Origin of the sequence: Thermithiobacillus tepidarius DSM 3134, from assembly GCF_000423825.1 — a bacterium.
Classification (GTDB): domain Bacteria; phylum Pseudomonadota; class Gammaproteobacteria; order Acidithiobacillales; family Thermithiobacillaceae; genus Thermithiobacillus; species Thermithiobacillus tepidarius.
This window is the reverse complement of the sequence record NZ_AUIS01000038.1, coordinates 1-12,544: the sequence shown is the minus strand read 5'-3', so window position 1 is coordinate 12,544 and position 12,544 is coordinate 1. Positions and strand designations below refer to the sequence as shown.

At 59.8% G+C, this 12,544-nt stretch carries 11 protein-coding genes; 5 read left to right on the top strand and 6 right to left on the bottom strand.

Annotation, left to right across the window (positions count from 1 at the left end; all coding sequences use genetic code 11):
* Window positions 1-199: 199 nt before the first annotated feature.
* From cas1f to G579_RS0112920, 5 genes are read right to left on the bottom strand one after another with little or no spacing between them, the layout of a single operon-like run.
* Window positions 200-1,153, bottom strand: coding sequence for a type I-F CRISPR-associated endonuclease Cas1f (gene cas1f / locus G579_RS0112935; protein WP_028990508.1), 954 nt, complete (start codon window positions 1,151-1,153; stop codon window positions 200-202).
* Window positions 1,150-1,710 (bottom strand): type I-F CRISPR-associated endoribonuclease Cas6/Csy4, encoded by a 561-nt coding sequence (locus G579_RS18750; protein WP_081662797.1) that lies wholly within the window; start codon window positions 1,708-1,710, stop codon window positions 1,150-1,152. Before G579_RS18750 ends, cas1f begins: the two co-directional genes overlap by 4 nt.
* Before the next feature lie 2 nt (window positions 1,711-1,712).
* The gene (csy3, locus tag G579_RS0112930) at window positions 1,713-2,840 is read right to left on the bottom strand and encodes a type I-F CRISPR-associated protein Csy3 (protein ID WP_028990507.1); all 1,128 of its coding nucleotides are present in this window, start codon (window positions 2,838-2,840) and stop codon (window positions 1,713-1,715) included.
* A 14-nt stretch (window positions 2,841-2,854) separates the two neighbouring features.
* On the bottom strand, window positions 2,855-3,718 hold the full coding sequence (locus tag G579_RS0112925; protein WP_081662796.1) for a type I-F CRISPR-associated protein Csy2: 864 nt from the start codon (window positions 3,716-3,718) through the stop codon (window positions 2,855-2,857).
* Window positions 3,718-4,860, bottom strand: a complete 1,143-nt coding sequence (locus G579_RS0112920; RefSeq protein ID WP_155989870.1) for a hypothetical protein — start codon at window positions 4,858-4,860, stop codon at window positions 3,718-3,720. The genes G579_RS0112925 and G579_RS0112920 overlap by 1 nt, the downstream gene beginning before the upstream one ends.
* A gap of 131 nt (window positions 4,861-4,991) precedes the next feature.
* On the opposite strand from G579_RS0112920, the gene G579_RS0112915 reads away from it, so the two are divergent.
* From G579_RS0112915 to G579_RS0112895, 5 genes are all read left to right on the top strand, one after another.
* Window positions 4,992-5,798 carry a WYL domain-containing protein gene (locus tag G579_RS0112915; protein ID WP_038020012.1) on the top strand — a complete coding sequence of 269 codons (807 nt, stop codon included), beginning with the start codon at window positions 4,992-4,994 and terminating at the stop codon, window positions 5,796-5,798.
* A gap of 2 nt (window positions 5,799-5,800) precedes the next feature.
* Window positions 5,801-8,944, top strand: a complete 3,144-nt coding sequence (gene cas3f, locus G579_RS0112910; protein ID WP_028990503.1) for a type I-F CRISPR-associated helicase Cas3f — start codon at window positions 5,801-5,803, stop codon at window positions 8,942-8,944.
* Window positions 8,945-9,011: 67 nt separating this feature from the next.
* A complete protein-coding gene (locus tag G579_RS17600) occupies window positions 9,012-9,497 on the top strand; it encodes an HAD-IIIA family hydrolase (RefSeq protein WP_051181633.1) in 486 nt (161 codons plus the stop codon).
* Window positions 9,498-9,707: 210 nt separating this feature from the next.
* On the top strand, window positions 9,708-10,118 hold the full coding sequence (locus G579_RS0112900; RefSeq protein ID WP_028990502.1) for a YidB family protein: 411 nt from the start codon (window positions 9,708-9,710) through the stop codon (window positions 10,116-10,118).
* Window positions 10,119-10,154: 36 nt separating this feature from the next.
* The gene (locus G579_RS0112895) at window positions 10,155-10,817 is read left to right on the top strand and encodes a phosphoribosyltransferase (RefSeq protein WP_028990501.1); all 663 of its coding nucleotides are present in this window, start codon (window positions 10,155-10,157) and stop codon (window positions 10,815-10,817) included.
* A 266-nt stretch (window positions 10,818-11,083) separates the two neighbouring features.
* On the opposite strand, the gene G579_RS0112890 is transcribed toward G579_RS0112895, so the two are convergent.
* Window positions 11,084-11,734 carry a dienelactone hydrolase family protein gene (locus tag G579_RS0112890; RefSeq protein WP_038020008.1) on the bottom strand — a complete coding sequence of 217 codons (651 nt, stop codon included), beginning with the start codon at window positions 11,732-11,734 and terminating at the stop codon, window positions 11,084-11,086.
* Window positions 11,735-12,544 lie beyond the last annotated feature (810 nt).

Sequence of the window (12,544 nt, the reverse complement as noted above, 5' to 3'; positions counted from 1 at the left end):
TCTTCTAAGCCGCCTGTGCGGCGGTCAACCGCCACCACGCTGCCGAATCTGGGCACCTTGCCTTCTAAGCCGCCTGTGCGGCGGTCAACTGCAGAAAAAAGCCAAAAATCTGATTTAGATCATGGTTTTGGGTCTAATGTGAGCTTGAAACCTTTGACTCCGGCTTGCTTCCTAATCTATTGTTTATTTTGGGTTTGTTTCACCTCGCTTTTTCGAAGGTCTGCTTAATGGTTTCTATCATGGTGTCCACAACCCCGGCTTTCTGCATGCTTTCGGTCAAGGCATTGCGGAAATCTTGGTCTTTGGCCCGCTGCGTACCCATGGAAAATGCAAGGGGCATGACAGTGGCATCCTTGACCAGATCGGCTACATCGAAAACCAGTGCGCCACGCCTAGTCTTGCCGTGCAGCAGGGGCATAGCAAAAGAGATACCAAGTGCATACAGGGCCACAGCCGCGTATCCGTAAGCGATATAGTTGCCATGATCGAGAAAGCTGTTAATGATGGCAGGGACGCCATCCCGACTTTTACGGCCTTCCTCCCGAGCGAAGTCGTCCAACTTGAACGCGCGGGCCAAGGTAGCATAGAGCTCTTTGGCCCAAGTCCCTTCAGCGGAGAGCAGTTGTCCGGTATCCGTTGCTCTCTTGATCTTGGAGCGAAAGTCCCGCTCCAGAACATCCGAGATCTGCGCACCCACTTTGCGCAGTTCGGGGTCACAATCCCAAGCATCCAAGGTAATATCAAGGCGCCTATTCAGAAAGAACTTGGCCGCATCAAGACGCTTTGCGTCGTCAGTCCAGATACCCATCCAATTTTGCATGTATTCCGTTGGCCGGTATTCACTCTGGGGCGGCAGGAATACCACGTCTACTGCAGATAGAAGAGGAGACCCGCCAGAGCCACAAAAGCCGATAATCACCCCGGATTCGGCCAGCTTGCGAGCAGCTCCATCTGTGATGGATGTACCTTTTCCGAGTAGCAAAAATGCAGTGTTGCGGTCTGGGATGTTGAATGCGCGATCTACTCCACCTTTGAATTCAGTGAGATAGATCACGCGATCATCCTTGACCATCACGCGCGCGTGCTCGAGGTAGAACACGTTGGCGCGCTTGGACAAGAGGATCTGTGGGGGAGATGGGGGTGACTTGCTCATGCCGGCAGATCGGGAAGGCACACAGGTGTTTCTCCAGAGAGTCCATAGCTGTTAGGCGTACCAAACACGGGCTGCTCGCTCCAGCCCTTACGTAAAAGCGTGAGTGTATAGGCATGGTCGTTCGTGTGACTTCGCGTACGCACGAATGGCAGCACCTGAGCAGCATCCAGGTCACGCATGCGGTTATTGGGCTGTGATCTCGACGCAACTCGGAAACGACGCAGAGTGACCCACGGCCCGTCGAATGTTTCTACGTCGATGGTGCGGGTTCGCCCGAGCATTGCCAAGTCGGCAATGCGCGGATTGGACTCGAGGTGGCTCGCCAATGTATCAGCAGCATCACGGGATGATGCAAACACCCGCACAACGTGTCCGAGATGGCGTTGCTCGCGGCGGCTGCGCATGGCAGGCAGATCAATGGCATAGGTATCCGGCACTGTTTTGAAGAAAGGATGCAGGAAACCGATGAGGCGGGTCATCCCCAGCACGCAGGCTGAGCCGAAACCGATACCCCGCGACCCCCGCACTTCGACATTGAAGTAGTGGGAGGGCCGCATGATCAGGACTCCTCGCCGCCCGCTTTGGCGGATTTTTCGCGGCCGCTCTCCCCATCGCCAAACACGCCGCCGCGCATCAAAGATGCGATGCAATACATGCCTTCGGGTGAGTTCGGATCGATTTGATGCAAGCGCTTGAACAACTCAAAAGCCGATTGTTTCTTGTCGCGCATGAAACGCATGAGAGCCAGTGAGGCGCCCATTGGCTCGACCGGGATCGGAGTTCCTACGATGTCGTAATCGGCAAACCAAGTGTCGATGGTGCGCAAGGCATTCCATACCTTCGCATCACGCAGGGCTGCCTGCCCGACAACCCATGCTCCATCTTCAATCTCCTGCTTAGCCATTTGAAGTTTGTAAAGCGAGCGAGACAACCCGCCTTTTTTTAACTTGTCTAGACTTGGTTCGTAATTTTGTGAGCCATAGACTTCGGCAGCGCCTTGGACGCCAAGGTCAATGACTGCCCGCACATTGAGGGTGACTCGCTGTTTTTCGCCGCGTAGCCCGGCTGCTATCCGATCGCCGATAGCCTTTTCCGATTCCGTGTACCCGTCGAAATGGCTCATGGGAGTAGACAGCGCATCATCTATGGGCCATGATTGGCCGTCGGATTCGACAAGAATATGTACGTTGCTGGCCAATGTGCGATTCCGCCAGATCCAACGTGCATTGCAAACATTCCGCGCTATGCGTCTCGATACTTCGGTCAACCCGTTCGAGTTCAGCGCCCGCTCAATGAAATTATTAAGCATGGCGCGCATCCGGGACGACTCGTCGGTATTTTGCTTGGCGGAATTGGCACAGGAGTGCAACGTGTCACGCAATGCCAGCGTTTTCATCTGAAAGCTGATTTGCAGGTGGCGCATATCGGCGCCTGTTTTGGCGCTTTCGATCTCCTGTAGGTTGCGAACGTCACGTTCGCCCTCGGCAGCGGTGGCGGCACCCTTCTTCTCAGCTTCATTGACATTCTGCGTACCCATCGTACCGTGCCGAATCACGGGTACCGGCTTGACTACATTATCTGCGGTTACATACTGCAGCGGCGCATCAGTGAGAATGACTGCGCGGCGGAATGCCAGAACGGAAGGCAGATACTTCAGAGGCTGAGTGTTGGCATTTATCTCGACCATGGCAAGCTCCTGAGTTAGAGAGAGGAAAGAAGGAAAACACCGTCATCGACACGGTAGCGAGGAGTCCAAAAAGGCATGGATTCCTGCTGGCGAACGGATTGATACTGGATCAGTCCCACAATTGCCTCGGCATAAGCGTGGGACAAGTTACCCCGCACGCCGAGGCGAGGTTTTGGACTTTCAAGAGCGCAGTAGCCGACCACATTGGCTGACAACCAATGCGGCGCTTTCGGCTCTGCTAAGCGGTCTACCAGGATGTCGAGCAGCGCTTCCGTGCCATCGAAGCCTTTGCGCTGCATGGTGTCCTGTATGAGATCGGCCCGATCTGCAACGAAAAAACCACCGTGAATTCGCGCCCGTGCTTTATCCGCACTTTCCACCACGCGTGGAATGCCGTAGTCCGTAATGGCACCGCCGGCAATGCGCCCGGACCACAGAAAGTCTTCAACGGCATCCAAATCTATTGCTACCGTTGCATCCACGCGCAACACCAAGGACAAAGCCACATGGCAACGGGCTGTAGGCTGTAAGCCCTTGCTGAAGCTGCCCGCGATATGGTCATCCTGGTTGATGTAGGTTGCGCCCTGCACTTGTTGTGGCGTGAACGTCTCGTTCCAGAATCGAACATCCCATGATTTTGTATCATCACCACCGCTTTCCTTTTTGAAGAAGCGGGAAAGCCGCTTTTCAGCACCCAGCCATTGCACCCCATGATGGATAATGGCCATGCCGCCAAAATTTACGCCTACACGCAGTCCAAGTGCGCGACTGAAACCATGCAGTGCCATAGGTGAGGGTGGCGCCACTAGCCACCAAGCTTGCAGGGCATTCGCATGCTGCACGTTTAGGTGGGGCAGCACGAGATATTTCGAGGCCATCACAACATCTCCAGAATATAGGATTGTAGGAATTGCGTGCTACGGCCCGCGATTCCAGCGATCAGGGCCCCGTCTGCAGTTTTGGCTTCGGTGATGCGCTGGGACACCGCCAGAGAAAACACTTCTTTCCACTGCTCGTCCCGAAGGGTGGGATCAATGGCACCGCGTACGGCCAGCGGCAGGTTTTCGGATGTCAACGCGGGCAGTTCGTGGCCTTCTCCAACGTAGGGGATAAGGATTTTGCGTGCGCTCTCGGCAACAGCCAATACACTACGTGCCATGCATTGAATGTGTTCGCTTTCTTCTTCCATGCGCGGTGTCGTTCGGCGTATGTTGTCGCCATCTAGGCTGCGCAAGCGGGAAAGCCACTTGCCATAGGCCTGAATCAGGTCAAACTTGGGCGTCAGGTCAATGCCCCGATGGTATAACGCAAAGGCCCGGCGCAAAGCAGGGCTCGTTTCCCCCGGTGCCGGGAACCGGTAGGCTCGTTGCATGGCGCCGATCAAGCGGGCGCGCCCTGCATTCTGCAGTTTATCGCCCCCTACTTTGATTTCGGCCTGATCGAAGCCCATAGGCAGAGATGTCCCATTGGGGAGCGTCTGTGAGCGCCGTTCCAACACGCGATTCACGATGTCGTGGATTCGGGCGCTCATTCCGCCGGACGGCAACGGACTTAGGCAGATGTCGCCCCCCTGACCGTTGTCGACCAGTATTTGCCGTACCCGCGGGCTAACGTGGTCGGCGGCGGTAACATGATGTTGGTGCAGCATGGGTAGTACTTGCTCCCGGATGCATTGTTCATCCTGGTTATCCACGGCGGAAAATTCACTCGTGTCGCCTTGCATGACGGCACTGATCTGCTCGGTTGCCACCGATGCCGAAAAGGGATGCGTGGCGTTCTTGGTGTAGTCCAGGGCTATGGCCTCTCGCGAAAAGCGCACGCAGGCGTAGGGTGCGGTGGGGTTGGGCTGGGGTGCCACCCGTACACCGCCTCCGGATGCATTGGTGTTCACTCCTTTAATGGAATGGGTAACGAGTTGCTGGGCCTGTGCCAAGTAAGCTTGTGGGCCTAAAGATTTCCAGGCTTTGTTTTTCGCGGCGTTGCCCCGACCGATTTTGGCTGCATCCTTTTTCATGTTCATGTGTGATACATTCCTGTGTAATACCCTAGCTGTTTGGGAGCATATTGCAGTTATCTATCCAAGTAAATAGATCAGTCACGAGCATAAAAGGAGAAGGCATGGAGCCTAGATGTGGTCCGAATAAGCTCCCCATGCAAGTAGTCTACTTGGTGCGGCGGGCATGCCGGGTTGGTTTCGCGCGCCGGGCTGATCTGCTGCGGTACTTTCCGGCATCGCCAGCTACTTATACCCGCTGGATCACGCAATCCTTGGATGTAGCCCCTTGCCTGGATCGTGAGGGCGAGGGCCGGGCGGCGCGGATTGTGCGCAAGACCGCTCGTATCCCGGAATGGGCCAGCTACGAAGCACTGCTATACGAACTCGAATCGGGCAACAATCCCAGAATCACGGGTCTGGAAGACAGTGAGTTGCCCGTATTCGTCGCGCGCTGGACACGCAACATGCCGGTCGATCCAACCGCGCTCGGCAAGATCATGCAAGCCATCATAGGCGAACAACCGATCCGGCTGCGCTATGTCGGCCTACGCCGCGGTGAGTCGGCCCACTTACGCTGCATTTACCCGGTTGGACTGGAGCGCATGGGCGATCAGTGGCGGCTGATCGGGTGTGACCTGGAAAAACCTGGATACCCCTTCCGAGTGTTTGTCCTGGCGCGCATTCTCGGGGTCGAGGGCCTGTGTGATGTGCCCAAGATAGGCTTTGTGCGTCCTGGCATCGAAGACAGGGAAACAAAAATCAAAGCACTGTTCAATCCTGCTCTCACCTCAGATCAGGCCATTGCCATAGCCAATGAGTTGCGTGTTCAGGATGGCCAGATCACGCTGAACGATCGGAGCCAGTTCGAGTTCTTTCGCCGGTTCGGCGCACAGGATCTCTCGGCAGAGGCTGTTTGGCCTCTTTTGCATAATCGCGTCGAGGACAAAGAGCAGGAGGAGTAATCATGCACGTCGTGCTGATTTCCGCATGCCGGAAAAACGCCATCAAGAGAACTCGCGCCGTTCTTGACCGCTATGCTTCGCGTATGGGCGACTTTACCTGGGCCACACCTATCACGAAGGAGGGTTTGCACAGCTTGCGCAAGCAGTTACGGGCAAGCGCCAGTCGCAACACCGCGGTGCTCTGTTTGCGGAGCGAGGGTTATCACCGGCTGGTACCTATCTGGGTCGTTGGTGCACGGGATCGCTTTGGTCCGGATTGGCGCACGCCGGTTTTCACGACCGTGCGGCCGACCCGGTTGCGAACCGTGGATAAAACCTCGGCTCCATGGATTGTTCATGCCAAGCAGATAGCTGCTATCAGTGGACTCTTCCATGACCTCGGCAAAAACAACCAATTTTTCGCAACGAAGCTCTTGCGTGCCAGGCCGGTGGCCGACCCAATCCGGCACGAATGGATTTCGACATGTCTCGTCGACGTCCTGCTAGAAAGCCCCGGTACAGCACTGTCAGATGCCTGGGGTGCGGCCCTCGAAAGAGCCAAGGACATCAGGCGCTTTCCCCAATCCGTCGCGCTCCTTCCCAAAGGGGTGCTGGGTCCGACCGAAGCCGTGCTAGCGTGTGTCGCGACGCACCATCGCTTGTTTGGTGAGTACAAAAACTCTGGATTGATCGGCCCGCAAGCCTTTTTGCGCGATCCAGATAAGCTCCGGCAGGATGCGGAGAAAGCCGACGCCATTCCTGGCAGCTTGAATGAGCAGATGGTCAGGAGCTATCCCAAGGGCACTGAGGATGATTTGAAAAAGGCTTTGAGCCGCCTGGATGTGCTACAAAGTGCCGAGCAGTCGCCTAACTATTGGCGCGCCCTCGCACTCATCGCCCGTTGTGCTTTGATCCTGGCGGACCACAAGGTGTCATCGGTCCAGTGCCAGGAGGTGGATACCTGCGAAGATGCCAAACGGCAAAACCCTTTTGGTCCCTTTGCTAACAGCGCGCCGGGCCCACAAGGTAAACGCGTTTACAACCAAACCTTGCAGTGGCATCTGCAGTCTGTCGGGCAAGAGGCGGCCGCCATGTTGGACCGCATATTGCGATTACCCGCTCAACTGCCGGGCCTTGATCCAATCTCACTTGAGCAAATTGATTCTGATGCTTTTGGGCAATTCGCATGGCAACAGCAAGCCGCCGAAGCAGTGGCATCCATGCGGGAGCAACATCCGGGAACCCCTATGCTATTGGCCGTGATCGCCGGCACCGGGTCGGGTAAGACGCGTGCTTGCGCCCGCCTCGCGGTACGCGCTGCCCAGAGAGAAGAGGTGCGGTTTGCGACGCTTTTGAACCTGCGCACATTGACTCTGCAGACCGGTGATGCTTATGCAAAGCAGCTTGGCATTGATCCGGACGATTTGGCCGTTGTCATTGGGGACGTGATGACTCGCAGGGCATTTGAAGCAACACGGGAGCCGGAACTTCTCAATGAGGATGAAATGGATCGGAGCCTTGGCGAAGAGACGGAGGTCAGCGGCTGGAATGATCCTTTGCCCGATTGGCTGGAACATTTCGTGGGTAGCAACTCCAATCTGCGGGCCATGATTGGCGCCCCTGTTTTCGTTGCCACCGCCGACTACATGGTGCCCGCTGGCGAACCGGGTGCACAGGGACGGCACATCATGCCGCTGCTTCGACTCATGAGCAGCGATCTCCTTCTCGATGAAATAGACAACTATGATGCCACGTCAATTGTGGCCATCTTACGCTTGGTACAACTGGCCGGCTTATTTGGGCGCAATGTAATCGCGTCGAGTGCTACGCTGACGCCAGTTCTAGCCAGCAAGCTTGTGCAGTTTTACGAGCATGGAACCCTCATGCGCGCGGCACTGCATGGAAAAGACCAGCCCGACTTCATCTGCGGCACCATTTCCAATTGGGCTCCGCCAAATTTATCGGTGTTTAGTTCCAGCGATCATTTTGCTGAGGAGTTCAAGGCTCATGTGGGGCAGGTCTGCGCCAGCCTGCAAAACACCAAGACACGCCCCCGCAAGCCGGGTCTGATCGAGTTCGACAAGGCCGAGCATGCCTTCTTCGACGCTATTTCTCGCGAAGTCTTGGCCCTGCATACAACCAATGCCTGGACTGACCCAGAAACGGGAAAGCGGTTGTCGGTAGGTCTCGTGCGAGTAGCCAATATCCACACCGCAGTTCGCGTAGCACAGCATCTGCGCCGAGCTCAACTATTGAGCACCCTACGGCCAAAAGTTGCTTGTTATCACAGTCAGATCTTCCACGGCCATCGCATGTTGTTGGAGATGGCGCTTGATCACATGCTTTCGCGCGGGAATAACGCCCATGCGCCGGCCAAACATGCGAGTGTTCGCGCTCAATTGGAGCGTAGTGATGTGGATGAGGGATTGTTCATCGTGGTTGCAACGCCAGTGGAAGAGGTAGGGCGCGACCACGATTTCGATTGGAGCCTCATCGAGCCATCGAGCGCTCAATCCATCGTCCAGACCGCGGGCCGTGTCCGCCGCCACCGCTATAGCGATTCACCGGGCATCAATGTCGGTATCCTGCAGTTCAACTTGCGAGCATGCCAAGGTAAGTCAGTTGCCTTTCAGTATCCCGGCAACGAATCTGGCGAGTTCGCCTACGGCACCCACGATCTCAAGAAGCTGCTTGATTGGGAAGCCTTGGAAAATGGTTTGGACTCCAGGTTGCGCTTTGAACCAAGCCGGCATGCCTTGTCGGAAAAAGATGATGCGGCTTTAGAGGAACAGCTTAAAGTACCCGCCCACAGGATGTTGCATGACAAAAATTTATGGCTGTCGAGTTCTACCTATCAGGGATGGCCTTTGCGTGAGCAGAAACCTAGTGAGACATGGCGCTACGATCCAGAATCTGCGGGCTGGCTCAAATTGGAGAAGCTACAAGACGGAAAGTGGGCGTTCCTGCCCGCAGCGGCAGATGCCATTAATACGGATTGGTCGTTTGGCACGGCTCATTGGCTTTGTCCAACAGCCAGTGAAATTGTGGAATTCTGTGAGCTGCATGACCTGTCTGCGAACTGGGCTTTTGAAATCGATCTGTTTGAGAGCCAGGGCAAAAGGCTGAGTTTTTCAATAGATGGTCTCTTGGTGGACAAAGAAATATAGAGATTGGGCGTACTCCTTCGGGATCAAAGTGTCCCAGTTTGCGATACAGAAATTCATGGCAAAACAAGTGAAACCACCCACACGCCTCTTCATCTTCGACGCCGACAACACCCTGCGCCGCACCACGGTGCCGGGCAAGCCGTGTCCGCATGGGCCGGGCGAGTGGGAGTTGTTGCCGGGGGTGCGGGAGCGCTTGGGGGCGGTGCGGTGGGGCGGGGAGGGGGCTTGGCTGGGGGTGGCTTCGAACCAGGATCAGGTGGCCTATGGCCATCTCACGGCGGCGATGGCGCAGCGGCTGCTGGCGGACATGGTGCGCGCCGCAGTCGGCGAGATCGCGCCGGCGCCGTGCATCCGCTTCTGTCCGCATGCCCTGGAGGTGCCGTGCGCATGCCGCAAGCCGGCGCCGGGGATGCTGCTGGAGATCATGGCGCATTTCGGCGTGGCGCCCGCGGAGACGCTTTTCGTCGGCGATGCGCCGACGGATGCGGAGGCGGCGCGGGCAGCGGGGGTGGGGTTCGTGTGGGCGTGGGATTTCTTCGGCTGGGGATTGTGAGGCTGGGTTTCGGGCGGCATGAGGATTGATCGCGAGCAAGCTCGCTCCTACGGCCTTCGGCGCAAGTGTCGATCGCGGGCAAGCCCGTTCCTACGGGGCAAGCTTGCTCCAGCAAGCCTTAAGGCTGATGTGCGCGGTCAGGTCCGTGTTCCAATATGCCTGGATTATGCCGCCGGCCAGCGTGCGCGCATGCCGCAAGAGGAGGGGAACATGGGACTGTTCGACGCACTCATTCAGGAGGTCAGCGCCGGCCGCGAGGCGGGCGGGGATGGTCGGGCGCGGCTGCTCGGCGACGTGTTCAACATGCTGACCAACCCCAGCACCGGCGGGCTGCCGGGGCTGATCCGGCAGTTTCACGAGCGCGGCTTCGGCGAGCTCATCGATTCCTGGGTGGGGACCGGCGCGAAGCTGCCGGTCACGCCCGACCAGCTCGCCCAGGTGCTGGGCAGTGATCGCATCGATCAGTTGGCCCAGCACGCCGGCCTGTCGGATGTGGACACCGCCCGCATCCTGGCCGAGGAGCTGCCCCGGCTGGTGGACAAGCTCACGCCCGACGGGACCGTGCCGAGCCATGACATGCTGCGCCAGGGCTTTGAACTCCTGAAGGGCAAGCTGGGCTGAGCGCCTGCGGGGCGCCTGGCAGCGCAAGGGGGCGACATGCTGTTTCAGAACCGGGAAGAGGCCGCGCGGCTGCTGGCGGAGCGGCTGGCCGTCTATTGGGGTCGGAATCCCTTGATCCTGGCCATTCCGCGCGGGGCGCTGCCCATGGCCAAGATCATCGCCGACGCGTTGGACGGCGAGCTGGACGTGGTGCTGGTGCGCAAGATCGGCGCGCCGGGCAACCCGGAGTTCGCCATCGGCTCGGTGGACGAGACCGGACACGTGTCGCTGGGCGATTACGCGCGCGGCTACGGCGTCGACGAGGATTACATCAATGCGGAGGTGCAGGCGCAGATGGAGATCATGCGCCGGCGCCGGGCCCAGTACACGCCGGTGCACCCGCCGATCGATCCGGCCGGGCGCGTGGTCATCGTGGTGGATGATGGCATTGCCACCGGTTCCACCATGATCGCCGCCCTGCGCGCGACCCGCGCCAAGCATCCCGTCAAGCTCGTCGCCGCCACGGCGGTGGCGCCGCCTGACACCATCGCGCGCATCGAGCGGGAGGCGGACGAGGTCGTCTGCCTGCACACGCCCGAGCATTTTTACGCGGTGGGGCAGTTCTTCCGGGATTTTTCCCAGGTCAGCGACGAGGAGGTGGTCGAGATCCTGCGGCAGAGCGGCCGGGAGCCGAGCCCGGGGCAGGGAGAGGGGCAGTAGGAGAGCGGGATGGGGCGTACGGCCCATGAGCCCGCTCGGCCCAGGGGCGCTGCCGGGGCAGGCCGAGACGGGCTCTCACCCTATTCTCTCCCGTGGGGAGAGGATGTTGGGGACCCGCGAGCACGGCGCCTCGGGCCCTTGGGGTGGGTGGAGACAAGGTGGCGCGGTGATCGCGGGCCAGCCCGCTCCTGCGCTTCGCGCCGGACGTTGTGGGAGCGGGCTGGCCCGCGATTCGCTGGACGCAGCACCTGTTGCGCCGCCGCGGTTCAGCGCGCCGGCAGGTGCCGCGTGAACCAGTCGGCCGCCAGCCGCGCGACTTCCTCCAGGGTGCCCGGCTCCTCGAAGAGGTGGGTCGCGCCGGGCACGATGACCAGTTCCTTCTCCGCTCGCAATTGTTCGTAGGCCTGCTGGTTGAGCTCGATCACCACGTCGTCGTAGCCGCCGACGATCAGCAGCGTGGGCGACCGCACGCGGTCCAGCAGCGGCATGGCCAGATCCGGGCGCCCGCCGCGCGACACCACCGCGTAGACGGCGTTGCCCAACGCGGCCGCGGCCTTCAGCGCCGCCGCCGCGCCGGTGCTGGCGCCGAAGTAACCGATGGCGCAGCCGCGGACGGCGGGCTGGGCTTGCAGCCAGCGCGTGGCGGCGAGCAGGCGCTCGGTCAGCAGGTCGATGTCGAAGCGGGTGGCGTAGCTGCGGTCTTCCGTTTCGGTGAGCAGGTCGAAAAGCAGCGTGCCGACCCCGGCCTGGCGCAGCATCCCCGCGACGAAGGTGTTGCGCGGGCTGTGGCGGCTGCTGCCGCTGCCGTGGGCGAAGAGCACCACGGCGGAGGCCCCCGCCGGCACCGCCAGCTCGCCTTCGAGCCGGACGCCGTCGGCCGGAATCTGCACCGGCGTGATGCTGCCGTGGCTGTGCATGACCGTTTCCCGCGGACAGAGTGGATTTTCGTTAGTGTCGAGCCCGGGAATCAGGCGCGGTATCGGGCGAAGAGCGGATGGGCTTTGCCGGCGAGCAGCTTGGACGGGGGCCAAACGCCGCCAAGAGCAACCGTGCCCCGCGGGCGCCGGCAGGGGATGCAGGAGCGAGCTGGCCCGCGATCACCCGGCGGCCGGGATGAGGAATCGCGGGCCAGTTCCTCCTGCGCGCGTGGGCAGCAGCGGGGCCAGTGCGGACAATCGGACAACGCCCACGCCGCCACCTCACCCTGACCGCTCCCGGCGGGAGGGGTATTCGGGGCGGGGGCCACGCCATCGCTGTCCCGGCAGCGAGTTTGCCAGCGCTGGTTCACGACATGTAGGAGCGAGCTTGCTCGCGATCCATTGTGCCGATGGGTAAGCCATCGCGGGCAAGCCCGCTCCCACGGCCGGTCCAGCCGCATGGTCCCAAGGCGATGACCAGGCGTTCGCCATGTCGTCCCCTCACCCTGCCCTCTCCCCCAGGGAGAGGTGTCCGGGCGGGCCAACACGGTCACCCAGGGTTGTCGGGGGTTGGGTTTTTGCCGTTTCACCCCTTAGCCGCCGCCGAATCGCGCCGGGGCTGCGGAGAAGATGGTAGGTTGGGCTGAGTGCAACGAAGCCCAACAGGTGTTGGGTTTTTGCCATTCCCCCGTTGTCTCGCCGCACCGCGCCGGGGCTGCGGGGAGGCAGCGCGTGTCACGCGGGGATCCCGGCTCCCGGCGCAACCGCTTTAACGCCAGAGCGGTTGGGCTTTGCGGCGCTCAGCCCAAG